General features: G+C 71.6%; 25 protein-coding genes and 1 pseudogene. 11 read left to right on the top strand and 15 right to left on the bottom strand.

Annotated elements, in window-relative coordinates:
* Window positions 1-38: 38 nt before the first annotated feature.
* Window positions 39-693: pseudogene (locus tag OG453_RS19400) on the bottom strand (TSUP family transporter).
* Window positions 694-921: 228 nt separating this feature from the next.
* Between OG453_RS19400 and OG453_RS19395 the strand changes: the two are divergent.
* The 3 genes from OG453_RS19395 (at window position 922) to lnt (ending at window position 3,759) form a co-directional block, all read left to right on the top strand.
* The gene (locus OG453_RS19395) at window positions 922-1,101 is read left to right on the top strand and encodes a hypothetical protein (protein WP_266869203.1); all 180 of its coding nucleotides are present in this window, start codon (window positions 922-924) and stop codon (window positions 1,099-1,101) included.
* A gap of 399 nt (window positions 1,102-1,500) precedes the next feature.
* The gene (locus tag OG453_RS19390) at window positions 1,501-1,992 is read left to right on the top strand and encodes a nuclear transport factor 2 family protein (protein ID WP_266869202.1); all 492 of its coding nucleotides are present in this window, start codon (window positions 1,501-1,503) and stop codon (window positions 1,990-1,992) included.
* A 132-nt stretch (window positions 1,993-2,124) separates the two neighbouring features.
* Window positions 2,125-3,759 carry an apolipoprotein N-acyltransferase gene (lnt, locus tag OG453_RS19385; protein WP_266869201.1) on the top strand — a complete coding sequence of 545 codons (1,635 nt, stop codon included), beginning with the start codon at window positions 2,125-2,127 and terminating at the stop codon, window positions 3,757-3,759.
* Here the strand turns inward: lnt and OG453_RS19380 are convergent.
* The gene (locus OG453_RS19380) at window positions 3,683-4,588 is read right to left on the bottom strand and encodes a Gfo/Idh/MocA family protein (protein WP_266869200.1); all 906 of its coding nucleotides are present in this window, start codon (window positions 4,586-4,588) and stop codon (window positions 3,683-3,685) included. The genes lnt and OG453_RS19380 overlap by 77 nt on opposite strands.
* A gap of 11 nt (window positions 4,589-4,599) precedes the next feature.
* A complete protein-coding gene (locus OG453_RS19375; RefSeq protein WP_266869198.1) occupies window positions 4,600-5,856 on the bottom strand; it encodes an FAD-dependent monooxygenase in 1,257 nt (418 codons plus the stop codon).
* Between the two features lie 90 nt (window positions 5,857-5,946).
* Between OG453_RS19375 and OG453_RS19370 the strand changes: the two genes are divergently transcribed.
* Together OG453_RS19370 and OG453_RS19365 are read left to right on the top strand one after the other, a co-directional pair.
* Entirely contained in the window at window positions 5,947-6,561 is a 615-nt protein-coding gene (locus OG453_RS19370; protein WP_266869197.1) for a TetR/AcrR family transcriptional regulator, read from the top strand.
* Window positions 6,562-6,728: 167 nt separating this feature from the next.
* Entirely contained in the window at window positions 6,729-7,199 is a 471-nt protein-coding gene (locus OG453_RS19365) for a hypothetical protein (protein WP_266869196.1), read from the top strand.
* Window positions 7,200-7,236: 37 nt separating this feature from the next.
* Here the strand turns inward: OG453_RS19365 and OG453_RS19360 are convergent, their stop codons facing one another.
* Together OG453_RS19360 and OG453_RS19355 are read right to left on the bottom strand one after the other, a co-directional pair.
* On the bottom strand, window positions 7,237-7,725 hold the full coding sequence (locus OG453_RS19360) for a hypothetical protein (RefSeq protein WP_266869195.1): 489 nt from the start codon (window positions 7,723-7,725) through the stop codon (window positions 7,237-7,239).
* 97 nt (window positions 7,726-7,822) lie between these two features.
* Window positions 7,823-8,791, bottom strand: coding sequence for a YafY family protein (locus OG453_RS19355; RefSeq protein WP_266869194.1), 969 nt, complete (start codon window positions 8,789-8,791; stop codon window positions 7,823-7,825).
* A gap of 113 nt (window positions 8,792-8,904) precedes the next feature.
* Here OG453_RS19355 and OG453_RS19350 point away from each other — a divergent pair, with 113 nt between their 5' ends.
* Window positions 8,905-9,336 (top strand): DUF3224 domain-containing protein, encoded by a 432-nt coding sequence (locus OG453_RS19350; RefSeq protein WP_266869193.1) that lies wholly within the window; start codon window positions 8,905-8,907, stop codon window positions 9,334-9,336.
* A gap of 2 nt (window positions 9,337-9,338) precedes the next feature.
* Here the strand turns inward: OG453_RS19350 and ung are convergent, their stop codons facing one another.
* From ung to OG453_RS19320, 6 genes are all read right to left on the bottom strand, one after another.
* Window positions 9,339-10,022 carry a uracil-DNA glycosylase gene (gene ung, locus OG453_RS19345; RefSeq protein ID WP_266869192.1) on the bottom strand — a complete coding sequence of 228 codons (684 nt, stop codon included), beginning with the start codon at window positions 10,020-10,022 and terminating at the stop codon, window positions 9,339-9,341.
* A 110-nt stretch (window positions 10,023-10,132) separates the two neighbouring features.
* On the bottom strand, window positions 10,133-11,707 hold the full coding sequence (locus OG453_RS19340) for an ABC transporter substrate-binding protein (RefSeq protein WP_266869930.1): 1,575 nt from the start codon (window positions 11,705-11,707) through the stop codon (window positions 10,133-10,135).
* Between the two features lie 196 nt (window positions 11,708-11,903).
* Window positions 11,904-12,659, bottom strand: a complete 756-nt coding sequence (locus OG453_RS19335; protein WP_266869190.1) for an SDR family oxidoreductase — start codon at window positions 12,657-12,659, stop codon at window positions 11,904-11,906.
* A 17-nt stretch (window positions 12,660-12,676) separates the two neighbouring features.
* On the bottom strand, window positions 12,677-13,438 hold the full coding sequence (gene fabG, locus OG453_RS19330) for a 3-oxoacyl-ACP reductase FabG (RefSeq protein WP_266869189.1): 762 nt from the start codon (window positions 13,436-13,438) through the stop codon (window positions 12,677-12,679).
* Window positions 13,439-13,598: 160 nt separating this feature from the next.
* Window positions 13,599-13,997: a DUF3037 domain-containing protein gene (locus OG453_RS19325; RefSeq protein ID WP_266869188.1), complete on the bottom strand. Its 399-nt coding sequence runs from the start codon at window positions 13,995-13,997 to the stop codon at window positions 13,599-13,601.
* On the bottom strand, window positions 13,994-14,785 hold the full coding sequence (locus tag OG453_RS19320; RefSeq protein ID WP_266869187.1) for a HipA family kinase: 792 nt from the start codon (window positions 14,783-14,785) through the stop codon (window positions 13,994-13,996). Before OG453_RS19320 ends, OG453_RS19325 begins: the two co-directional genes overlap by 4 nt.
* Before the next feature lie 103 nt (window positions 14,786-14,888).
* Here OG453_RS19320 and OG453_RS19315 point away from each other — a divergent pair, with 103 nt between their 5' ends.
* On the top strand, window positions 14,889-15,371 hold the full coding sequence (locus OG453_RS19315) for a Rieske (2Fe-2S) protein (protein ID WP_266869186.1): 483 nt from the start codon (window positions 14,889-14,891) through the stop codon (window positions 15,369-15,371).
* A gap of 13 nt (window positions 15,372-15,384) precedes the next feature.
* On the opposite strand, the gene OG453_RS19310 is transcribed toward OG453_RS19315, so the two are convergent.
* Together OG453_RS19310 and OG453_RS19305 are read right to left on the bottom strand one after the other, a co-directional pair.
* Window positions 15,385-16,293, bottom strand: a complete 909-nt coding sequence (locus tag OG453_RS19310) for a nitroreductase/quinone reductase family protein (protein ID WP_266869185.1) — start codon at window positions 16,291-16,293, stop codon at window positions 15,385-15,387.
* Window positions 16,294-16,545: 252 nt separating this feature from the next.
* Complete coding sequence (locus tag OG453_RS19305) at window positions 16,546-17,193, bottom strand: cysteine hydrolase (protein ID WP_266869183.1); 648 nt, start codon at window positions 17,191-17,193, stop codon at window positions 16,546-16,548.
* A gap of 156 nt (window positions 17,194-17,349) precedes the next feature.
* Here OG453_RS19305 and OG453_RS19300 point away from each other — a divergent pair, with 156 nt between their 5' ends.
* Window positions 17,350-17,817, top strand: a complete 468-nt coding sequence (locus OG453_RS19300) for a pyridoxamine 5'-phosphate oxidase family protein (protein WP_266869182.1) — start codon at window positions 17,350-17,352, stop codon at window positions 17,815-17,817.
* A 94-nt stretch (window positions 17,818-17,911) separates the two neighbouring features.
* Here the strand turns inward: OG453_RS19300 and OG453_RS19295 are convergent, their stop codons facing one another.
* Window positions 17,912-18,814 (bottom strand): LysR family transcriptional regulator, encoded by a 903-nt coding sequence (locus OG453_RS19295; RefSeq protein WP_266869181.1) that lies wholly within the window; start codon window positions 18,812-18,814, stop codon window positions 17,912-17,914.
* A gap of 38 nt (window positions 18,815-18,852) precedes the next feature.
* On the opposite strand from OG453_RS19295, the gene OG453_RS19290 reads away from it, so the two are divergent.
* Window positions 18,853-19,875, top strand: a complete 1,023-nt coding sequence (locus OG453_RS19290) for a DMT family transporter (protein WP_266869180.1) — start codon at window positions 18,853-18,855, stop codon at window positions 19,873-19,875.
* Here the strand turns inward: OG453_RS19290 and OG453_RS19285 are convergent.
* Window positions 19,866-21,197 (bottom strand): aminotransferase class I/II-fold pyridoxal phosphate-dependent enzyme, encoded by a 1,332-nt coding sequence (locus OG453_RS19285; protein ID WP_266869179.1) that lies wholly within the window; start codon window positions 21,195-21,197, stop codon window positions 19,866-19,868. The genes OG453_RS19290 and OG453_RS19285 overlap by 10 nt on opposite strands.
* Window positions 21,198-21,234: 37 nt before the next feature.
* On the opposite strand from OG453_RS19285, the gene OG453_RS19280 reads away from it, so the two are divergent.
* Together OG453_RS19280 and OG453_RS19275 are read left to right on the top strand one after the other, a co-directional pair.
* Window positions 21,235-21,939: a pyridoxamine 5'-phosphate oxidase family protein gene (locus tag OG453_RS19280; RefSeq protein WP_266869178.1), complete on the top strand. Its 705-nt coding sequence runs from the start codon at window positions 21,235-21,237 to the stop codon at window positions 21,937-21,939.
* Window positions 21,939-22,574, top strand: coding sequence for an FMN-binding negative transcriptional regulator (locus OG453_RS19275; protein WP_266869177.1), 636 nt, complete (start codon window positions 21,939-21,941; stop codon window positions 22,572-22,574). Before OG453_RS19280 ends, OG453_RS19275 begins: the two co-directional genes overlap by 1 nt.
* Window positions 22,575-22,590: the final 16 nt, after the last annotated feature.

Below are 22,590 nucleotides of genomic sequence, written 5' to 3'. Positions count from 1 at the left end.
AGCACCGCCTACGCGTGACGATGCCGCGCGGCAGCAGGTCACAGCCCCCAGAGCCCCTTGGCGAGCGTCGTGATCCCGCCGCCGAGTGCGAGCAGCAGCACGAGCCTGCGGGCCTGGCGCTCCGGGACACGGGCGGCGATCGCCCTGCCGATCACGGCGCCCGCCGCCATCGCGGCCACGGCCAGGCCCCACACCGGTGCGGCGAGGCGAGGCACTCCGTTGGCCGCGACGGAGAAGGCGTTGACCACGACTCCGTAGAACTGCGCGTTCGGCACGAACTCCCGTACCGTCCAGCCGGCGTTGACCGCGTAGAGCGAGACCGGCGGGCCGCCCACGCCCGCCGACGCGTTCATGAATCCCCCCCGCCGCACCCGCGGCGACGGCCCCCTTCCTGCCGCGCAGGGCGGGCAGCTGGACGCCCCGCATCACCAGCAGCACCGCCACGCTCACCAGGGCGCCCATGCCGGCGAGCAGGACGGGCTCGGGCAGCCGCCGGGCTGCCCATGTGCCGGCGGGGACGGTGCACACCGCCGCCACCACCAGCGGGACCATCGCGGAGGGGCGCACCTGCCGCCAGGCGCCCGCAAGACCGACCACGCTGATCGCACAGCCGGCGCAGTTCGCGAGGACCACGCCCTCGGCCGGTCCGAGTATCAGCATCAGGGCGGGCACCGCGACGAGCGCGAACCCCATGCCGGTGAGCCACTGCACCGACGCGCCCAGGAGGACGATGCCGCCGAGGAGGAGATCGGCCGTCCAACCGCTCACCACAGACGGCTCCCCCGTTCAGTGATCCATTGAGTGATCCGTCACAGCCTCCCCGCGCGCAAGACCCAACACCAGCCCCTCGACGCTCACTTGGAGGATCTGCCCAGTAGCGGACAGTTCCGATTGTCGTAGCTATCCCCTAGGCTTGACCACATGCCCTTAAGCCCTCAGCCCTCTGGTTCCGTGCGCTCTGCCGCGGAGCTGAACGAGCGGATCCGCGGCCTGTGGCTGCGCGCCGACGGCCGTCTGTCGCCCGAACAGCGGCGGGAGTACGAGCAGTTGGTGACCGAGTGGGCGACAGCGGTGCGCGAAGAGGTCGTGAAAGCGGCGTAGCCGCCACGCCGGGCGTGATCCGGCGGCCGAGTTGGCACCAAGGTGATGAATCTGCGGGCCGGTGGGGGCTGGTCGTGCCCACGCGGCGGAGCCGCACATGGCACAGCCCCGCGCCCCTTACGGGGCGCGGTACCGCCTAGCCCTTGCCCTGTCGTTCCTTCTTCGCGATGCGGCGCTTCTGGCGGCCCGTCAATTCCTTGCGGCCGCTCTGCCGTTCGTATGCCGCGATGCGCTTCTCGTTGTTCACCGAACCTCCCCTGCCCGGATCCTCCGCGCGCCCCTGCGCAGTACTCCGCGCGGTCGACTGCCGTGCATCGTACGACGGGTGACACCGTGAACCCCAGGGTTCGTCCCTGCATGCCCCTTGGCTGCGCACCCCCGGTGCCCAACACTGAGCCGATGACGCAGCGTGTGGAACTCGCGGCCGTGCTCGACCGGTTGGCCATCGATACCCTGATCACCGAGTACGCGGTCACCGTCGACGACGGCGACTGGGACGCCTACCGGAATCTCTTCGCTCCGGACGGCCGTGCGGACTACCGCTCGGCGGGCGGCATCGAGGGAGGCGCCGACGACATCGCCGGATGGCTTTCCGACACGATGCGGCTCTTCCCGATGCGCCAGCATCTGATCGTGAACCGCAGACTCCGGTTCGAGACCCTGGACCAGGACACCGGCGACACGGCCCACGTACAGGCCGACTATGTGAACCCCATGCGGTTCGCGCGGGACGACGGGGCGGCGTCCACGGCGCCCGACTTCGTGTGCGGCGGGCGGTACGCGTTCGCGGCACTGCGGACGCACACCGGCTGGCGGCTGCGGCAGGTGGTCGTCGAGGAGAAGTGGCGGCAGAGCCCCGTACGGCACGACCAGAGCTCCGCCGCCGGCTGAGTCGACGAAACGGGCCTACAGAGGCGGGCCGGCAGACACGGCGGCGCCGCCCGCACCGGCCCCCTGTCCTAGATCGTCCCGGGCGCGCACACTGGGAGCACGACCGGGCGTCGAGGACCGAGGAGGCGCTGCATGGAGGCAGTCGGCGACGACCGGAACGGGTGGCGGGCCCGGCTGACGCCCCCCGCGGGCAGGGAGCTGCTCGCTTCGGCCCGGTGGCGCGGCGCCGTAGCCGTGCTCGTCGGCGCACTGCCGGCCCTCGCCTTCCCCGCTCCCTCTCTGTGGTGGTTCGCCTACGTCGCACTCGTGCCGTGGATCCTGCTCGCCCGCTCGGCGGGCACGGGCCGCCGGGCCGCGCTCGACGGCTGGCTCGGCGGCATCGGGTTCATGGTGGCCGTGCACCACTGGCTGCTGCCGAGCCTGCATGTGTTCACCCTCGTCATCGCCGCGCTGCTCGGCCTGCTGTGGGTGCCCTGGGCCTGTCTTGTGCGGCACTTCCTGGGCGGGGCCATGTCGCCCGGGCGGACGGCGGCCGCGCTGCTCGTCCTGCCGTCCGGCTGGCTGATGGTCGAACTGGTCAGGTCCTGGGAGGGCTTGGGCGGCCCCTGGGGGCTGCTCGGCTCCAGCCAGTGGCAGGTCGACCCCGCGCTGCGCATCGCGTCGGTGGGCGGGGTGTGGCTGGTCAGCGCCTTCATCGTGGCCGTCAACGTCGGTGTCGCCGTACTCGTCGTGGCGCAGGCCGGACGGGCTCCCGGGACGACCCGCATTCCGGCCGTCGCCGGGCTCGTGACCGTCGCCACGGTCACCACGTCCGCCTGGGCCTGGGCGCCGCGCCCCGAGCCCGCGGGACGGATCCGGGTCGCCGTAGTCCAGCCCGGCGTGATCGACGGGGCGGGCAGCGCGGACAAGCGGCTCGCGCGCGAGGAGGCGCTGACCCGCTCCCTGGCGGACCGGGACCTGGACCTCGTCGTCTGGGGCGAGAGCAGTGTCGGCCACGACCTGGCGCAGCGCCCCGACGTCGCGCGCCGGATAGCGGCGCTGTCCCGCGAGACGGGCGCCGACATCCTGGTGAACGTGGACGCCCGCCGCTCCGACCAAGCCGGCATCTTCAAGAGCTCCGTCCTGGTGGGCCCGCAGGGACCGACCGGCGACCGCTACGACAAGATGCGGCTCGTCCCCTTCGGCGAGTACGTCCCCGCCCGCTCGCTCCTCGGCTGGGCGACGTCCGTGGGCAAGGCGGCGGGCGAGGACCGGATGCGCGGCGAACGTCCGGTCGTGATGAACGTCGGGGACGGCCTCAAGGTCGGGCCGCTGGTCTGCTTCGAATCGGCGTTCCCCGACATGAGCCGTCATCTGACGCGCGAGGGCGCCCAGTTGCTGCTCGCGCAGTCGTCGACCTCGACGTTCCAGTCCAGCTGGGCCCCCGAGCAGCACGCCTCGCTCGCGGCGGTGCGGGCCGCCGAGACGGGACGCCCCATGGTGCACGCCACACTGACCGGCGTCTCGGCGGTGTACGGCGCGGACGGCGAGCGCCTGGGGACCCCGCTCGGCACCTCGGCGAGCGCCACGGCGACGTACGAGATACCGCTGGCCAAGGGCGTCACGCCGTACGTGAGGTTCGGCGACTGGCCCGTGCACGCGGCCCTCGCGGTGCTCGCCGCCCTGTGCGCGACGGAGGGCGTGCGGTCGCTCAGGCGGCCTGCTCCTGAGCCGCGCGGACCACGCGCTCACACAGCTCATGGGTCGCCAGCGCATCCCGGGCACTGAGCACCTTGCCGGCGCGCACGGCGTCGAGGAAGGCGAGCACCACCTGCTCGATGCCGCGCTGCCTGGCCACCGGCACCCAGTCGCCGCGCCGCCGCACGGTGGGCTGGCCCTTGTGGTCGACGACCTCGGCGAGATTGAGCACCTGCCGCTTGGTGTCCTGCCCCGAGACCTCGAGGATCTCCTCGGTGGAGCCGCTCATCCGGTTCATCACGCCGATCGCCGTGAACCCGTCGCCCGCGAGCTGCAGCACGATGTGCTCGAGGAGCCCGTCCGCGATCCGGGCCCGCACCCCGACGTGGTCGATCGGTCCCGGCGCCAGGAAGCGCAGGGTGTCGACGACGTGGATGAAGTCGTCGAGGACGAGGGTGCGCACGTCCTCGGGCAGCCCGATGCGGTTCTTCTGCATCAGGATCAGCTCGCGCGGGTGATCCAGGCACTGCGCGTAGCCGGGTGCCAGGCGCCGGTTGAAGCCGACGGCGAGGCTGGTCCCGCGCTCTTCGGCGAGGCGCACGAGCCGCTCGGAGTCGGCGAGTTCGTACGCGAGGGGCTTGTCGACGTAGACGGGCACGCCCGCTTCGAGCAGCCGCGTCACGATCTCGGGGTGCGCGGCGGTCGACGCGTGCACGAACGCGGCATCCAGGTCCTGGGCGAGCAGCGCGTCCAGGTCGGTGTGGCAGCGCTCGTCGGGGATGTGGTGGACGCCCGCGATCCGGGCGAGGGTCGCGGGCGTGCGCGTCTGCAGGTGCAGTTCGACCCCCGGCAGCGTGGTGAGCACGGGCAGATACGCCTTCTGCGCGATGTCACCGAGTCCGATGCAGCCGACCTTCACCACTGTCTCCTCTACCGCTGTACGACGCGCTGCTCCTGCTGTGCGCGTTCCGTTCCCGCAGCATACGGCGGCTGCGGCGGGCGCCAGTCGGCGATCGAGGCGAAGCCGCGCAGGAGCAGGCCGGGGCCGAGGCCGGCCACCGCGCCGACGAGAATGTTGCGTACGGCGATGAGCGGGGCGCCCGTCAGATGGGTCAGCCGGGCGGTGCGTGCCGCCTGCCGGACGATCGCGGTGGTGCGCGGCACCCGCACCGCGCTGTAGGCGGCGAGCCCGGCGGACAGGTCGCCGCCGGGGGCCGCGTGGTGGGCGAGGACCACGGCATCCTCGATGGCCTGGTTGCCGCCCTGGCCGAGGCTGGGCGTCATGGCGTGCGCGGCGTCGCCGATGAGGGCGGTGCGGCCGCGGTGGTAGGCGGCGAGCGGTGTGGTCAGGTGGCGTACGTCGTTGCGCAGGATGTCCTCGGGGCGTGCGGCGTCGATGATCGCGGGGATCGGGTCGTGCCAGTCGGCGAAGCGGCGGGCCAGCTCGGCCTTCTCGCCGTCGGGGCTGTGGCCGCCCTCGGGCACGGTGGCGGTGCCGTACGCGTAGATCCTGCCGTCCTTGAGCGGGTGCGTGCCCCAGACTCCGCCGCGCCCCCAGGTCTCGTGCGGCTCGAAGGGGCGGTCGGGGGCGGGGACGACGAGGCGCCATGCGGTGAATCCGGCGTACGCCGGCTGCGGATGCGCGGGGAAGAGGGCGGTGCGCACGGCCGAGTTGATGCCGTCGGCGCCGATCACGAGGTCGGCCTCGATGTCGCCTTCGCCGGTGGTGACGACGGCCCTGCGGTCGGCCGTGCCGGGGTCGGCCAGCTCCGCGCGGACCCCGGTGCGCAGGGCGTCCGCGGGCAGGGCGGAGACGAGCAGGTCGACGAGGGTCGCGCGGTGCAGCATCACGAGCGAGCCGCCGAACTCCCGCGAGGCCCCCGTGGCATCGGCCCGCACGAGCCAGCGTCCGTTCTGCGCGCGCATCCCGCCGCCGCCCTCCCAGGCCGCGAGCTCGCGGACCCGCTCCCCGAGGCCGAGGACGTCCAGGGCCCGCTGGGCGTTGGAGGCGAGCGCGATGCCGGCGCCGACGGGCTCCAGCGTGGCAGCGCGCTCCAGGACGGTGACCCGCCAGCCCGACAGGTGCAGGCCGATGGCGGCGGTGAGGCCGCCGATGCCGCCGCCGATGACGACCGCGTACGGCCGCTCGCCCCGCTCGGTCCTGCGCGCTCGCTGTCCCTGTGCCATGGCTCCTCCTCCACCCCGACCCACTACACCTGTAGTGGGCGATGACCCGACCGTACTACACCTGTAGTAGCCGGCGGTAGGGTTGCCCCCATGTCCGTACGCAGCGCGGGGACGCCGCGCGCCGAACTGATCGCCGACACGGCGCTCGCCCTGCTCGCCGAGCGCGGCATGCGCGGGCTGACACACCGGGCCGTGGACGAGGCGGCGGGGCTGCCGCAGGGCTCTACGTCGAACCACGCACGCACCCGCCTCGCGCTCCTGGAGAAGGTGGTGCGCCGGCAGGCGGAGCGCGAGGCGGAGGTGCTCGATCCCGACGAGCTGCCGGACCCCGCAGGCGGCCGCGAGGCGCTGATCGCCTCGCTCGCCCTGGCACTGCACCGCTATCTCTCCGGCGGCTTCCGCCAACTCCTCGTCTCCCGCTACGAGCTGGCCCTGGAGGCGACCCGCCGACCGGAGCTGCGCGCCTATTACGACTCGGCGGGGGCGCAGTTCAGGGAGCCGCTGACGGCCATGCTGCGGGCCGCGGGATCACCGGACCCCGAGCGGCACACGCTGGCCCTCGTGGCGTGGACCGACGGCCTGCTGTTCTCGTGCGTGGCGGGCACGTACCACGCCATGGTGCCGAGCGAGGACGAACTGCGCGCCGGCTTCCGGGAACTGCTGCGGGGAATGCTGGGCGAAGAGGAGCCCGGCGCCGCGGGGTAATCGGGTGGGTGGGCGGGCGGGAAAAATCCGCCGCGAAGCGGCGTGCAATACGGAGTCAACCCGCAGACAAATACGGCACTCCCAGCGGCAGCGCCCCTTCACCCATGCGGGGCATTCTGGCCCGCCACCCTTCCCGCAGGGCGGGACCACACAGCAGAGTTGCCCGAATGCACCGCACCACGACCACCGCGACGCTCCTGGTATCCGTGGCGGTCACCGCCGTCTCCGGGTGTGTGAGCGTCGAGCGGAAGCCCGCGCAAGGACCGGCCCCCGTGTCCGCCCCACCCCCGGCGCCGCGCCCGGACGGCAGCGCCCGCCCCCGGATCGTGGAGGCCCCCGCACGGGAGGCGCTCGAGCTCATCGGGCCGCCCCGCCGGCCGGCCCCAAGCACCACCGGCACCGCGGCGACGGCCCCCGCCGCACCGTCCCGCACACCCCGCGCCGAGCAGCCCGAGCAGCCCGAACACTCCGGCAGTTCCCCGCACCGCCGCAGCGACCGCGCCGGAACCCCTGCCCCGCCCGTGCTTCCCTCCGCCGCGCCCACCGTCCTGGACGTCTGTGCCCTGGGCGAGGAGTACGGCAGCTGGCAGCCGGGCAGCCCCGAAGCCGTCATCTGCGAGAGCGCCTACGGACGTTGACCCGCAGCCGCCCGGCCCCCGCCGTGCCCGCCCCGGCTCACTCCACCTCGCTGCCCTCCCCCAACCGCAGCTCCAGCCTGCCGATGGCCGCCCGGATCCCGTCCCCGTACCCGTCGTCGCCCAATGTGCCCACGGCCGCCCGCGCCCGGCGGATGTGGCTGCGGGCCGCCTCGGGGCGCTCCAGCTTCACGTAGTCGGCCGCCAGGTTGAGGTGCAGGGAGGGATAGAAGCCGCGGACCGCGATCGACTCGTGGTGCTGGTGCAGCCGCTCGTCCGTCAGCTCGTCGGCCGCCGACAACGCCCGCAGGTCCCAGGCCAGTTCGTCCGTGGGGTCCTCCTGCGTGTCCGCCATGTAGTGCGCGAGCGTGCAACGGTGCAGCGGGTCGCCCTCCTCGCCGATCTCCGACCACAGGTCGAGGAAGCGGCCCCGCGCCTCCTCCCGGTCGCCCCCGTGGTGCAGCATGACCGCCTGCCCGATCCGCGTCATCATGGCGTCTTCCGCCGCCTGCTCCTGCTGCTCCGCCACCGGATCCTCCACACTCGTACGCCCATCGCCCAAACCGATCCCGACGCTAACCGCACCCACTGACAATCACGGTCAGGCGCGATCGGAAGCGAGGTGCTCACGCGTACCGCTGGGCCAGCCCGGTGACGGTTCTCGCCAGTTCGGCGCGGAGTTCGGGCGGTCCGAGCACCTCGGCTTCGAGGCCGAGCCTGAGCAGGTCGCTGACGGCGACGGGCAGCGTCTCGACGTCGAGGTCGACCACCCGCCGGCCGTCCGCGTCCGGCCCGCCCGCCGCCTCCACGGCCCGCGCCCCGGCCGCCCCGAACAGCGCGGGCAGCAGCCGAAGGCCCGCCAGGGAGACCCGCACCCGAGCCGTGCCCCGCAGCACCCGGGCCTGCAGGTCCTGGGAGGCCGCCTGCCAGTACGCGGCCAGGTCGAACCCCGCGGGGCGCTCGGACGGCTCGTCCCCGTCCTCCGCCGTCACGTCCAGGAAGCGCGAGACGCGGTACGTGCGGACGGCGCCGTCGGCGGTCGCCACCAGGTACCAGTTGCCCGCCTTGAGGACGAGACCCAGGGGGTGCAGTTCGCGGTGCACCTCGCCGCCCCAGCGTCGGTAGTGCGCCCGCAGGACCCGCCGTCGCCACACGGCGTCGGCGACGACGGGCAGCAGCGGCGCGGGGTCGGCCGCCCGGAACCAGCCCTCGGCGTCGAGCAGGAAGCGCTCCTGGATCCGCCGGGACCGCTCACCGAGCCCAGCGGGCAGTGCGGCGCCCAACTTGAGCTGGGCGGTGACCAGTTCGGCCCCAAGACCGAGATCGGCGGCGGCCGCCGGCATGCCCGCGAGGGCCAGCGAGTCCGCCTCGTCGTCGGTCAGGCCGGTCAGCCGGGTGCGATAGCCGTCCATCAGCCGGAAGCCGCCCGCCGGGCCGCGCTCGGCGTACACGGGCACTCCGGACGCGGCCAGCGCATCCACGTCCCGGTAGACGGTCCGCACCGACACCTCCAGCTCGTCGGCGAGTTCGGGCGCGGTCATCCGCCCACGGTTCTGGAGCAGCAGGAGCAGGGCGAGAAGCCGGTCGGCGCGCATGCGATCAAGTCTGCACCGGTACCTGACAGAAGGTGTCAGGTACCGGTGACAGGCTCTTCTCATCGGCCGGCACGGAGCCGGAGAACAGCCCCAGAAGACCGGGAGAACCCCATATGAGTACGACGACCACGAACACGGCCACCGCCACCGCCACCGGCAACTTCACCTTCACCCAGTGGGACGAGAAGCCCGTCGCGGGTGCGGACGGCGGCGCACGCATCGCGCACGCCGCCGTCACCAACGACTTCACCGGCGGCATCCAGGCCACCGGCACCTCGTGCCAGTACACGCTCGTCTACACCGACGAGACCACCGGCGCCTTTACCGGCCACGAGTTCATCGAGGGGAACATCGACGGCCGAAGCGGCTCGTTCGTCCTGGAGCAGCGGGGTTCCTTCGGCGCCGACGGCACCATCAGCTGCACTCTGACCGTCCACCCCGGTTCGGGCTCGGGCGAGTTGGCGGGCCTGGCCGGCACCGGCTCGTTCACCGCACGGCACGGCGACTCCACCGTGCCGTACACCTTCACCTACGACATCGACTGAGCTCAGCCGATGTCCGGGATGCGCCAGTCGATCGGCTCGTGCCCCTGCGCCGCCACCGCCTTGTCGATCTGGGTGAAGGGGTGCGAGCCGAAGAACTTCTTCGCGGAGAGCGGCGAGGGGTGCGCGCCCTTCACCACGACGTGCCGCTCCTCGTCGATGAGCGGGAGCTTCTTCTGGGCGTAGTTGCCCCACAGGACGAAGACGGCAGGGTCGGGGCGGTCGGCGACCGCGCGGATGACCGCGTCCGTGAACTTCTCCCAGCCCTTGCCCTTGTGGGAGTTGGCCTCCCCGGCGCGGACCGTGAGCACCGCGTTCAGGAGCAGGACGCCCTGCTGGGCCCACGGCATCAGATAGCCGTTGTCCGGCACCGGGTGGCCGAGCTCTTCCTTCATCTCCTTGTAGATGTTCCGCAGCGAGGGCGGGGTCTTCACGCCGGGCCGCACGGAGAAGCAGAGGCCGTGGCCCTGGCCCTCCCCGTGGTACGGGTCCTGGCCGAGGACGAGCACCTTGACGTCGTCGTACGGCGTCGCGTCGAGGGCGGCGAAGACCTCGTCGCGCGGAGGGTAGACGGGACCCTTCTCCCGCTCTTCCTCGACGAACTCGGTGAGCTCCTTGAAGTAGGGCTTCTGCAGCTCCTCGCCGAGGACTCCGCGCCAGGACGCGGGCAGCATGGCGATGTCGGTCACGTCAACAACCTCCGGTGTGCGGTCACTTCTCACCACAGAACCTACCGGCGACCACTGACAATCGATCCGTTCACCCTGCTGCCCGCCGCCATGACCAAGTGGTCTTGCGCCTACCAGCTGGTCTTGCGCTGCAGCTCCCACATCATCATGATCGCCGACGGGTCGAGGGCGCGCTCGCCGCCCGCGATCTCCTCGCTGGCCATGATGAATTGCTTGCCCTGCCACAGCGGCAGCAGCCGCGCGTCGTCGACGAGGAGCTGCTGCGCCCGCTCGAAGTCGTCGGCCACGGCGCCCCGGTCGGCCTCACGGCGTGAGTGCGGCAGGACCTCGTCGGTGATCTCCGGCACCGGATAAGGCGTGTTGAGCACGTTCTTCTCGCCGATGAACGGCGCGATGAAGTTCTCCGCGTCGGGGAAGTCGGGGAACCAGCCACGGCCGAAGACCGGGTACTCGCCCTTCTTGGTGCCCGCGTCGAACTCCGTCCAGGGACGGCTCTTGAGCGTGATCTTGAACAGGCCCGACGCCTCGAGCTGCCGCTTGATCTCGGCGAACTCGGGTGCGGTGGCCGAGCCGTAGCGGTCGGTCGTGTACCAGAGCGTGAGCGGCACCGGCGCGCTGATGCCCGCCTTCTGGAGAATCTGCTTCGCCTTGGCCGTACTGGGGTCTCCGTAGTCGTCGAAGAAGCCGGTGCCGTGCCCGGTCAGGCCCTGGGGAACCATCGAGTACAGCGGTTCGACGGTGTCCTGGTAGATCTTGTGGGCGATCGCCCCGCGGTCGATGACCTGGGCGAAGGCCTGGCGTACCGGCTTCTTCCTCGCCCAGGGGTCGTCGGGGTTGAACACCAGGTAGCGGATCTCGGTGCCCGCACCCTCGACCAGCTGGATGCCCTCGCGCCGATGCTTGCCCTGCATCTCGACGATGTCCTTGGAGGCGAGGCCACGGAAGGTCACGTCGATCTGCTTGTTCTTGAGGGCCGAGACCATGGCGGTCGACTTCTTGAAGTAGCGGATCGTGACGGCGTCGTTCTTGCGGTCCGCCGAGCCCTTGTACTCGGAGTTCTTGACCAGCTCCGCCCGGTCGCCGGGCTTGTACGACTCCAGGGCGTACGGTCCCGACCCGGAGATCTCGTTGCCCTCACGGACCTTGTCGGCCGGGTACTCATTGGGGTCGACGATCGACATGGCCGGCGTCGAGAGCACGAACGGGAAGGTGGCGTCCGACTTCTTGAGCCGGAATACGACCGTCCGGTCACCCTTCGTCTCGACCTTGTCGAGCGATCCGAGCAGACCCACGGGCCCGCCTTTCACGTCGATGCGCCGCATACGGTCGAAGGTGTACTTGACGGCCTTCGCGTCGAGCTCGTGACCGTCGGAGAACTTCAGGCCCTCGCGCAGTTCGCAGGTGTAGACCGTGTTGGTCGCATCGGCGAACTTGCAGGACTCGGCCGCGTCCGGCTCGGGCTCCGCGGCCCCGGTCGGGAAGCTCAGCAGCGTCTGGAAGACGTTCCGGTACAGCTCCCAGGAGCTGTCCCAGGCGGCCGCGGGGTCGAGGGTGCTGGGGGCACTCATGGTGCCGACGGTGATCTGCTGCTCCTCGTCCTCACCGTCGGACGAGATGACCCCGCACCCGGCGAGCAGGGATATGGACAGCAGCCCTGCGGCCGGCCGCAGGCCCCGGCGGGACAGTCCGGCCGGGCCTCGGAGACCGGCCGCCGCCACCGGGCGAACTTCACTGAACACGCGCACGCTCCTCGATCGGCCATGCCATGGGTCGGGAGACAATATCGCAATGCCCCGCCGGGCCAACTTGCGGCGCCGACGGGGCACTTGATGCGTATGTACGTCCCCTTAAGCGGTGTACGCACCGCTTGCGGGGGCTTTGTCAGCCGACGCCCGCATTGAGGAAGATGCCGCCATCGACCACGAGTGTCTGCCCCGTGATCCAGTCGGACTGGTTCGACGTGAGGAACGCGGCGGCGCCGCCGATGTCCTCGGGCACACCGAGCCGCCCCAGCGGGTACGCCGCGGCGGCCTCCGCCTCACGGCCCTCGTAGAGCGCCTGGGCGAACTTGGTCTTGACCACGGCGGGCGCGATCGAATTGACCCGGACCTTCGGCGCGAACTCGTGCGCGAGCTGCAGGGTGAGGTTGACCATGGCGGCCTTGCTCATCCCGTACGCGCCGATGAACGGCGACGCGGAGACGCCGGCGACGGAGGCGATGTTGACGATCGCGCCGCCGTTCTCGCTCTGCCAGGCCTTCCAGGTCTGCTGGGCGAAGCCGAGCGCCGAGATCACATTGGTCTCGAAGACCTTGCGCGCCACATTGAGGTCGAGCTCCGCGATCGGCCCGAAGACCGGGTTCGTACCGGCGTTGTTGACCAGGAAGTCGACCCGCCCGAAGGCCTCCATGGCGCGCTCGACGGCGACCGCCTGGTGGGCCTCGTCGTGGGCCTTGCCCGCGACGCCGATCACCCGGTCGGCGCCGAGCTTCTCGACGGCCTCCTTGAGGGCGTCCTCGTTGCGTCCGGTGATGCAGACGCGGTCGCCGCGGGCGACGAGCGCCTCGGCGATGCCGTAGCCGATGCCGCGGCTCGCGCCCGTGACGAGCGCGGCCTTTCCACTGTCCTGCACTGCCATCTCGAAATCCCTCCGGGCTAGTTGAGCGGGCCGCCGGCCACGTACATGACCTGGCCGGAGACGAAGCCCGCCGCGTCGCCGGTGAAGAAGGCGATGGCGTTGGCGATGTCCTCGGGGCGGCCCACGCGCTGCACCGGGATCTGACTGGCGGCCGCGGCCTGGAAGTCCTCGAAGCCCATGCCGACGCGGTCGGCGGTGGCCTTGGTCATCTCGGTGACGATGAAGCCGGGGGCGACCGAGTTGGCGGTGACGCCGAACTTGCCGAGCTCCTTGGCGAGGGTCTTGGTCAGGCCCTGCAGACCGGCCTTGGCCGCCGCGTAGTTGGCCTGGCCGCGGTTGCCGAGGGCGGAGGACGAGGAGAGGTTCACGATCCGGCCGAACTTGGCGTCCACCATGTGCTTCTGGATCGCGCGGGACATCAGGAAGGCGCCGCGCAGGTGCACGTTCATGACCGTGTCCCAGTCGCCCGCGCTCATCTTGAAGAGCAGGTTGTCGCGGAGCACACCGGCGTTGTTCACGAGGATCGTGGGCGCGCCGAGCTCCTGGGCGATGCGCTCGATGGCGGCCTCGACCTGGGCCTCGTCGGACACGTCGCAGCCGACGGCGAGGGCCTTGCCACCGGCGTCGGTGATCTGCGCGACGGTGTCCTTGCAGGCGGCCTCGTCGAGGTCGATCACCGCGACGGCACGGCCCTCGGCGGCCAGGCGCACGGCGGTGGCCGCGCCGATGCCTCGCGCTGCTCCGGTCACGACCGCGACGCGCTGCTCAGTGGTGGACATGCTGGTTCTCCTCGCCCTTGGGATGCGGCTCTACGGTACGCCCCAGTGGTGAGCGACCGCTTAGTACCTTCAGCTGAACGAGACGCTAGAAGCCCTGGCACCCGGTGTCAACGGCACACCTGGGCCTGTGATTCTTTACCTCACGAGGATGACTTGAGGATCACCTCACGAGGAGGTCGAGCAGTCGGTCGAGCTCCGCGGCGGGATCCGCGGTGAGTCCCGTGTGCACCGGGCCCGGCTGGACGACGGTCGAGCGCGGCGCGATCAGCCACCGAAAGCGCCGCCCGGCATCGTCCCGCTCGGCCTGACCTGCGCCTTCGCCGCCCGCACAGATCCGCTCGACGGCGGCGAGGGCGGCCCGTACGCCGCCCACGTCGGCCTGCGGGTCGAGGGCCCGCAGCTTGTCCTCGTCGAGATGCGTACGGGCGGCCACGAAGGACTTGGCGCGGCAGTAGACCACGACCCCCGCGTTGAACTGCTCGCCGCGCTCCACGCGCGGCACGACGCGCACCAGGGCGTACTCGAAGACGTCCCGCTCGATCGGCGGCTGCTCGGTCACTGGGTGGCGCCCTTCCGCTGCGGCTCGGGCAGCTGGATCCGTTCATGAATGGTCTTGGCGCGCGGCAGCAGCGCCGCCACATAGGCGCGACGCACGGCGTCGGGGTCCTCGAAGCCGGGCTCGTCCACCAGCCACTCGTCGGGTACGTCGGCGGCGGCCGACACGAGGATTTCCTCGGTGACCAGCGGCGCGAACTCGGCGGCGGCCGCGGCGACCTCGGGCCGGAAGGGAGCGAGGGCGTGGTCGGAGGCGTCGTACGGCTTGGCGGCCGCGGTCTCTGCGGTGCGCCAGTTGTGGTGCCAGATCATGCTCGCGCCGTGGTCGATGAGCCAGAGATCGCCGTGCTTGACCAGCATGTTCGGGTTGCGCCAGGAACGGTCGACGTTGTTGATCAGCGCGTCGAACCACACGACTCGGCCGGCCTCGGCGGGGTCGATGGGGTAGGCGAGCGGATCGAAGCCGAGCGCGCCCGAGAGGAAGTCCATGCCCAGGTTCAGCCCGCCGCTCGCCTTGAGCAGTTCCTGCACCTGCTGGTCCGGTTCGCCGAGGCCGATCACTGGGTCGAGCCGGATCGCGGTCAGGCGCGGCACCCGCAGGCCGAGGGTGCGCGCGAGCTGCCCGCAGATCACCTCGGCGACGAGTGTCTTGCGGCCCTGTCCGGCGCCGGTGAACTTCATGACGTACGCGGCGTACGTTCCCTGGTCGTCGACCGCCTCGACGAGGCCGGGGAGCGAACCGCCCTCGCGCAGGGGCGTCGCGTAGCGGACCGCCGTGACTTCGGTGAGCATTGCCCCAGGTTAATGCCGGTGCTCGGGGCCGGTGCGAACACGCCCCGCGCAAGAAGTGCTTGAGCGTTTGAACACGGTGGGGCGCGGCCTCGTACCCCCTGGCATGAACGTTTCCAAGGAAACCCTGCCCGCACCGTCCCGCCGTTCCGTCGTCGCCGCGGCGGGCGTCGTCAGCCTGGCCGTCGCGCTCACCGCCTGTGGCGACGGCGACGACAGTTCCGACCAGTACGGCGCGGACGACTCCGCACCGGCCGAGAAGGAGTCCCCGGACGGTGCGGGGTCGTCCGGCGGTGGCGGCGGTGCGGTGCTCGCCAAGACGTCGGAGATCCCCGTGGGCGGCGGCAAGATCTTCAAGGCCGAGGGGGTGGTGGTGACCCAGCCGACGAAGGGTCAGTTCAAGGCCTTCTCCAACCGCTGCACACACAAGCAGTGCCCGGTGACGAGCGTCGAGGGCGGCACCATCAACTGCCCTTGTCACGGCAGCAAGTTCGACATCACCGACGGCAGCGTGAAGGCGTCACCCGCCACCGCCCCGCTGCCCGCCGCCGAGATCATTTTGGACGGGGGCGCCATCAAGCTGGTCTAGGCGGCAAGCTGGTCTAGGCGGGCGGCGCCGGCGGCCACGGGATGTCGGCGAGGAGCGGCAGCACGATCCCTTCCTCGTGGTCGAGATGCGCCAGCAACTCCTTGGACATCCGGGCCAGTTCGGCCCGGAAGTGCTCGGGGTCGGCCGTCCCGACGTCGGCGAGCAGGGCGACAAGGTCGTCCTGGATGCGCGCCACCGTGCGGTGTTCCTCCTGGATGCGGTCCATGGCTTCCCGAAGATGCGGATGGTGGTGTGCGACCACGGGGAAGACATGGCCGTCCTCGCTGGTGTGGTGGAACTCCAGGGTCTGGCAGAACGCCAGGCAGTGCTGCCGGATCTGCAGCCCGAGACCGGGCGCGGGCGGCTCGCCGGGCCCCTGGTGGGCCGCCCGCGCGGCGAAGTGGGCGTCGGTCTCGGCGCTCACGTGCCGCAGCTGATGGCGCAGCCAGGTGTGGATCTCCAGGATCTTGTCGGCGAGGCTCGTGACCTCGCGGGGCCCTTCGCCCGGGGCGGGTTCGGACCGCTCCAGGGCCACGACCGGCAGGAGCCTGGTGGTCCGCTCCTGGTAGTCGGCGTACCCGGGCACGGCTTCGGAGACGCGCCGGAACAGCCGGTCACGGCGCGCCCCTTCGGCGGGGACGGCGATCGCTTCGAACTCCTCGCCGCCGATCTCCACGCCGACCGCGGGGTGGGCGAGCAGGTTGTGGTACCAGGCGGGGTGGCGGGGCGAGCCGAGGTTGGACCCGACGACCAGCAGCAGGTCGTCGACGCGCACATAGCTGAGGGGGGCGGTGGTCCGCTCCCCCGACTTGGCGCCGGTGGTGGTGAGCAGGAGGAGATCGCCGCCTTCGAAGGGGCCGCCGACCTTCCCCGCGTTGGCTCGGAACTCTTCGATGACGGACTGGTTGAACGACGTGGGCATGCTGAGGTGACTCTCCAGGCAAGAAGGTGAAGTCCGCGCAGGCCAGCAAGACATGCGTCCGCGCAGGACGGGAATGGGGATGACATGTGCGACGCGCTCGCGTCAGAAACGGTGCGTCAGATACGGGATGCGGAGTACGAACTCATGACACGTCCCTGAGTGAAGGTGCTCGCCCGGCATCCGGCCTGCCCACTGCTCTTTGGCCGGTGCCACGCGGCACGCGCCCCATTACAGACTCGGGGCCGTCACCTGTCAAACGCCGGGCCGCGAACGCCGCTTCCACACGCCGAGGACGTCATCGGTCGTGGTGACGGTGGCGACCAGGGCGAGCGTGTTGCGGATCACCGCGGGGGTGTAGTCAGCGGGGACGCCCGCGATGGCGTCCGCGGGCACGACGGCGGTGTATCCGAGGTTCACGGCGTCGAAGACGGCGTTCGGGATCGCCACGTTCGCCGAGACTCCGGTCACCAGGAGCGTGCGGCACCCCAGGTTGCGCAGCAGCGGGTCGACATCCGTGCCCGCGATCGGCGAGAGACCGTGCAGCCGCCGCACGATGAAGTCCTCTTCGGACACCTCGATGGGCGGCGCGATGCGTACGGCCCTGGTCCCGGAGAGCTGCTGCACGGGCAGTCGGTCCGCGGCGCGGAAGAGCCGCGCGTTGTGGTTGGCGCCCCGCCCGTCGGGGCGCCGCTCGGCGACGGCGTGCAGGACCTGGGTCCCGGCCTGGTGGGCCGCGGAGACGAGCCGCGCGACATTGCCGAGGGCGCCCGACTCCCTTGCTTCCTTGGCGAGTTCGGGCAGCGCGCTCTCGGTCCCCACGACGCCCTGCTGGCACTCGACGGTCATCAGCACGGTGGTGGCGGGGTCGAGGAGTTCCCTGAGCTGTTCGTACGACGGCATGGCTCCCCCTGTCGCTGTCACGGTCGCTGTCGCTGTCACGGTCCGGGATGCGCGGAGGCTAGCGGCCATTGCGTCACGACGGAAGAGGCCGCATCCTGCATTCCTGACGCACCATCAGCTCTGAGATGCCATCAGCTACGGATGTACGGAGGACGCATGGCCGTCACACAGCGCCGGGGCCGCAGGATCATGATGTCGCCGGGCGAGCTCGACGAGTTCCTCTCCACGGAACGCACCTGCCGGGTCGCGACCGTGTCCGGCGGCGGCGCCCCGCACGTCAGCGCCCTGTGGTTCGCATGGGACGGCACGTCCCTGTGGCTGTTCTCGATCACCCGCAGCAAACGCTGGGCGGATCTGCGGCGCGATCAGCGGATCGCCGTGGTGATCGACACGGGCGTGGAGTACGCGGAGCTGCGGGGCGCGGAGCTTTCCGGCACGGCGGCCTTCGTCGGCGAGGCGCCGCGCACGGGCGAGCCGTGCCCCGAACTCGACGTCCCCGAGCGGCTGTTCGCCCAGAAGTACTTCGCGATGGACTCGATGCCGTACGACGGGAAGCATGCGTGGGTCCGCCTCACGCCGGACGCGATCTCCTCTTGGGACTTCCGGAAGCTGGCGCAACTGTAGACGCTGCGGATCCGCACCCCGTAAGGGGCGCGGGGAACTGCGCGACCAGCCACGGACGGCCCGCAGACTTCGTCACCGGCCTTCCAGCGGAGCGCTAGCGCAGCGTCTCTCCCACCCCCTGAAGCGCCTCCACCGCCGCCCTGATCGACGGTCGCCGGTCCGCGTCCGCGCGCCACACCACGTACACATGACGCCGTACGCGATGGCGCACCGGGACCGTCTTGACGCCGGCCGGCATCGGGTCGCGGCCCAACTGGGGTGCCACACAGACGCCGAGGCCCGCTGCCACCAGGGCGAGCTGGGTGTGGTGCTCCTCCGCGCGGTGCGCGATGCGCGGCTCGATGCCCTTGGCGCGCAGGGTGAACATCAGCCACTCGTGACAGAACTCCCCCTCCGCCCAGGTGATCCACTCGTCGTCCGCGAACTCGTCGAGGTCCACTTCGGCGCGGTCGGCGAGGGGATGCGCGGCCGGCATCGCGACATCGGCGGGGTCGTCGAGGAGGGGCGCCTTGACCAGGCCTTCGGGCATCGGCAGCGGCTTGTTGTACCAGTCGAGGACGACCGCCATGTCGATGTCACCGCGCACCACGGCGGCCACGCCGGGCTGCGGCTCCAGCTCCTGGGAGCTGACGCGCAGGCCCGGGTGATCGGTGCGCAGCACGGAGAGCGTGGCGGGCAGCAGTCCGCGCATCGCGGTGGGGAACGCGGCGATGCGCAGCTCGCCGACGGCCTTGCCGCGCTGCTCCTCCAGGTCGGCCTTGGCGAGCTCGACCTGGGAGAGGATGCGCGCGGCGTGCTCGGCGAGCAGCCGTCCGGCGTCGGTGAGGCGCACGCCCCGGCCGTTCTTGGCGAGCAGCTGCTGGCCCACTTCGCGCTCCAGCTTGGTCATCTGCTGCGAGACCGCCGACGTGGTGACGTGCAGTCCTGCCGCGGCCCCGCTGACCGAGCCGTGCCGGGCGAGAGCGTCGAGGGTGCGCAGGCGCTCCAGGTTCAACATGTAAGCAATGCTACGCGATACCCCGCATTTTATTTCGCTTGTGCTACGAGATGGGCTGCTCCATCGTGGCGTGCATGAGCGTCACCACCACTCCCGTCCCGGCCGCACCGTCGGCCGACTCCCCCGCCCCGCCCCGGCGCCGCCGCGCCCTCGGCTGGCAGGTGCGCTTCGGCGTCCTCTCGCTGATCTGGGGCTTCAGCTTCCTGCTCATCAAGGTCGGCACGGAGGGGTACGCGCCGTTCCAAGTCACCCTGGGGCGGCTCGTGTTCGGCACCGCCGTAGTGGCGGCCGTGCTCGTGGTGAAGCGTGAGCGGCTGCCGCGCGGGGCCCGGACGTGGGGGCATCTGACGGTCTCGGCATTGCTGCTCAACGCCCTGCCGTTCTCGCTGTTCGCGTACGCGGAGCTGACCATCCCGTCCACGCTGGCCGGGATCTGCAACGCGACGTCGCCACTGTGGGGCATGGCGCTCTCCCTGGTCGCGCTCTCCGAGGACCGCCCGACGCGGCGCAGGGTCGCGGGCCTCGGCATCGGCTTCATCGGCGTACTGACGGTGCTCGGCGCCTGGCAGGGCTTCAGCGGCCTGGACTTCGGCGGCACGGCGATGGCGCTGCTCGCCTCGCTCAGCTACCCGATCGGCTGGATCTACGTACGGCGCACGCTGGCTGGTTCGGGCCACTCCAACCTCTCCCTGTCCGGCGCGCAGTTGCTGGTCGCGACCGTCGAACTGGCCGTGGTGACCCCGCTGTTCACGTCCTTTCCCACGCACTTCCCCGTCGTGCCGCTCCTGGCGATCGTGGCCCTGGGCGCGCTGGGCACCGGGCTCGCCTTCCTGATCCAGTACGGCCTGGTCTCCGAAGTAGGGCCGACGACCGCCCAGATGGTCACCTACTTCATCCCCGTCATCGCCACCGCCGCGGGCGTCGCCGTGCTCGGCGAGTCACTGAGCTGGTCGACACCGGTCGGCGCGGTGATCGTCCTGGCGGGCGCGGCCCTCACCCAGTCCCGGCCGAGGGGCCGAATCCAGTCCCGACCCAGGGACCGACGGCAAGATCACTCATAGCGCCGCGCGGGAGCCGGCCCGACGGCGGAGGCGACGGCGTCCGCCACGGCCTCGATGTCGTCGTCGCCGAGCGTCGAGACCGTGATCCGCACCCCGGGCCGCGCGTTCATCCGGAACCGCGCCCCCGGGGCGACGGCCCACCCCGCGTGCAGCAGCCTGGCGACCGCACCGGTCTCGTCCGGCACGGGCACCCATACGTTCATGCCGCTGCGCCCGTGCGCCGCGACACCCCGCGCCGCGAGCCCGGCGATCAGCGCGTCACGCCGCCTCCCGTACGACGCCGCCACCTCGGCGGCGTCCACCGACCCGCCCTCCCACAGCCGCACCACGGCCCGCTGCGACAGATGGCTCACCCACCCGGGGCCGAGCCGCTGCCGCCCCTGGACGCGGTCGAGGGTCACGGGATCCCCGGTGAGCAGGGCGAGGCGCAGGTCGGGGCCGTACGCCTTGGCCGCCGAGCGGACGAACGCCCAGCTGCGTGTCACGCCCGCCAGCGGGTGCAACGGCAGATCGACGATGCCGTGACCATGGTCGTCCTCGATGAGCAGCACGTCCTGGTGCGCGGCCAGCACTTTCCGCAGGGCACGCGCGCGTGGGGCACTGATCGCGGCACCGGTCGGGTTCTGGGCGCGGTCGGTGACGATGAGCGCACGGGCACCGCCACCCAGCGCCCGCTCCACATCGACGGGCAGCGGCCCCTCGTCGTCCACCCCCACGGGGACCGTGCGCAGCCCGAGCACCGGCACCAGATCCAGCAGGCTGCCCCACCCCGGGTCCTCGACCGCCACCGCGTCGCCGGGCTTGAGGTGGGCCGCGAGCACCCGCTCGATGGCGTCGAGCGATCCGGAGGTGACGGCGACGGGACCGCCGGGAACCCCGTCCTCGGCGAAGGCCACGCGCGCGTGGCGCTCCATTTCCGGGTCCACGGCCGCCTCGCCGTAGAGCACAGGACGCCGGTCACCCTCCGCCGCGGCGGCCGCGAACACCTCGGCGAGCGGGGGCAGCAGCTCCGTGTCCGGGTTGCCGTTGGAGACGTCCCGCACGCCGGGCGGCACGTCCACGCGGATCAGCTCGCGCACCGTCGTCGCGGGCTTGGGCCGTACGCGGCTGCCGCGGCGCCCCGCCGTCTCGATGACGCCCCGTTCCCGCAGCGTGCGGTAGGCGGCCGCCACCGTATTGGGATTCACCCCGAGCCGCTCGGCCAACTCCCTCATCGGCGGCAGGAGTTGACCCGGCTCCAGGCCGCCGTCACCCACCGCACGCTCCACGCTGGCCGCGATCTCGGCTGCGCGCCGGCCTTCGATCCGATACTCTCCTAGCACAAACCAAAGTATGCACTAGTGCAATGGAGTAGGCAACATGAGCGTCGCATCCGAGCCCGGCATCGAGACCGCCACCGACACCGCCTCGTACGCGCCGACCGACCGCACCGTCCCCACCCGCGCCCGGGAGCGTGCCGCGTACGACCACGCCTCGGTGCACGCGATACTCGACGAGGCCTACGTCTGCCACCTCGGCTTCGTGCGCGACGGCGCCCCCGTGGTCCTGCCGACGCTGTACGGCCGGGTGGGCGAGACCCTGTACGTGCACGGCTCCACGGGCTCGCGGCCGCTGCGGATGGCCGGTGCCGCGCCGCAGGACGACCCCGGGCTCCAGGTGTGCCTGACGGTCACCCACGTCGACGGCCTCGTGCTGGCCCGCTCGGCCTTCCACCACTCGATCAACTACCGCTCCGTGGTGGTCCACGGCACCGCGTACCAGGTCACGGACCCCGAGGAGAAGCGCACCGCGCTCGACGCGCTCGTCGACCATGTCGTGCCGGGCCGCTCGGCCGACTCCCGCCCCGCGAACGCCAAGGAGCTCGCGGCCACCGCCGTGCTCCGCCTCGACCTCACCGAGGTGTCCGCCAAGGTCCGCACGGGCGGCCCGAACGACGAGCCGGAGGACCTCGACCTCCCGTACTGGACGGGCGTGGTCCCCCTGCGCAAGGGCCACGACCCCCTCATCCCCGCGGACGACCTGGCCCCCGGCATCACGGTCCCCGACTATCTGATCGAACTGTGATGCTGATCCACCCCTGGGACGCGCCGCGCTCCGACGCCGAATGGCAACAGTGGCTCGCCGCCCACGACTTCGGGCAGCTCGCCGTGAACGGCCTGCCAGGAGAGCCCCCGCACGTCCAGCCGACTCACTTCGCGTACGACCCCGAACACGGCCCGCACGGCCGGGTGCTCCTCCACCTGGCGCGCCCCAACCCGCTGTGGCCCGCGCTCGAAGCCGACCCCGAAGTGCTGCTCAGCGTGGTGGACGACTACGTGTACGTGCCCGGCCCGTGGCAGGCGCCCCCGGACACCCCGCCCGAGCACGGCGTGCCGACCAGCTTCTACGCCGCCGTCCAGCTCCGCTGCACCGCCCGCGTCGTGGACGACCCCGAGGAGAAGGCCGATCTGCTCAACCTCCAGGTCGGCCACTTCCAGCCGGAGGGTGGATCGGCCCCCGCGGCCGTGGGCGAGGCACCGTACGGCCGCATGCTCTCCGGCATCCGGGGCATCTGCCTCGAAGTCACCGACGTACGGGCGAAGTTCAAGTACGCCAGTCACAAGCCGGCGGAGGTCCAGGAGCGGATCGCCGCGGGCCTCGCCGGGCGCGGCGGGACCCATGACACGGAGGCGCACGCCCACCAGCTGCGCCGACGCTGAAGACCGTCACCGAGGG

It is taken from the genome of Streptomyces sp. NBC_01381, from assembly GCF_026340305.1.
Taxonomy (GTDB): domain Bacteria; phylum Actinomycetota; class Actinomycetes; order Streptomycetales; family Streptomycetaceae; genus Streptomyces.
Note: the sequence above shows the minus strand (reverse complement) of the source record. Positions and strands in the feature narration are given on the sequence as shown.

Excerpts from the sequence above, each read along its gene's own strand:
- OG453_RS19395 (WP_266869203.1), top strand. The coding sequence starts at position 922 with ATGCCCTTAAGCCCTCAGCCCTCTGGTTCCGTGCGCTCTGCCGCGGAG.
- OG453_RS19390 (WP_266869202.1), top strand. The coding sequence starts at position 1,501 with ATGACGCAGCGTGTGGAACTCGCGGCCGTGCTCGACCGGTTGGCCATC.
- lnt (WP_266869201.1), top strand. The coding sequence starts at position 2,125 with ATGGAGGCAGTCGGCGACGACCGGAACGGGTGGCGGGCCCGGCTGACG.
- OG453_RS19375 (WP_266869198.1), bottom strand. The coding sequence starts at position 5,856 with ATGGCACAGGGACAGCGAGCGCGCAGGACCGAGCGGGGCGAGCGGCCG.
- OG453_RS19370 (WP_266869197.1), top strand. The coding sequence starts at position 5,947 with ATGTCCGTACGCAGCGCGGGGACGCCGCGCGCCGAACTGATCGCCGAC.
- OG453_RS19365 (WP_266869196.1), top strand. The coding sequence starts at position 6,729 with ATGCACCGCACCACGACCACCGCGACGCTCCTGGTATCCGTGGCGGTC.
- OG453_RS19355 (WP_266869194.1), bottom strand. The coding sequence starts at position 8,791 with ATGCGCGCCGACCGGCTTCTCGCCCTGCTCCTGCTGCTCCAGAACCGT.
- OG453_RS19350 (WP_266869193.1), top strand. The coding sequence starts at position 8,905 with ATGAGTACGACGACCACGAACACGGCCACCGCCACCGCCACCGGCAAC.
- OG453_RS19335 (WP_266869190.1), bottom strand. The coding sequence starts at position 12,659 with ATGGCAGTGCAGGACAGTGGAAAGGCCGCGCTCGTCACGGGCGCGAGC.
- fabG (WP_266869189.1), bottom strand. The coding sequence starts at position 13,438 with ATGTCCACCACTGAGCAGCGCGTCGCGGTCGTGACCGGAGCAGCGCGA.
- OG453_RS19320 (WP_266869187.1), bottom strand. The coding sequence starts at position 14,785 with ATGCTCACCGAAGTCACGGCGGTCCGCTACGCGACGCCCCTGCGCGAG.
- OG453_RS19315 (WP_266869186.1), top strand. The coding sequence starts at position 14,889 with ATGAACGTTTCCAAGGAAACCCTGCCCGCACCGTCCCGCCGTTCCGTC.
- OG453_RS19310 (WP_266869185.1), bottom strand. The coding sequence starts at position 16,293 with ATGCCCACGTCGTTCAACCAGTCCGTCATCGAAGAGTTCCGAGCCAAC.
- OG453_RS19305 (WP_266869183.1), bottom strand. The coding sequence starts at position 17,193 with ATGCCGTCGTACGAACAGCTCAGGGAACTCCTCGACCCCGCCACCACC.
- OG453_RS19300 (WP_266869182.1), top strand. The coding sequence starts at position 17,350 with ATGGCCGTCACACAGCGCCGGGGCCGCAGGATCATGATGTCGCCGGGC.
- OG453_RS19295 (WP_266869181.1), bottom strand. The coding sequence starts at position 18,814 with ATGTTGAACCTGGAGCGCCTGCGCACCCTCGACGCTCTCGCCCGGCAC.
- OG453_RS19280 (WP_266869178.1), top strand. The coding sequence starts at position 21,235 with ATGAGCGTCGCATCCGAGCCCGGCATCGAGACCGCCACCGACACCGCC.
- OG453_RS19275 (WP_266869177.1), top strand. The coding sequence starts at position 21,939 with ATGCTGATCCACCCCTGGGACGCGCCGCGCTCCGACGCCGAATGGCAA.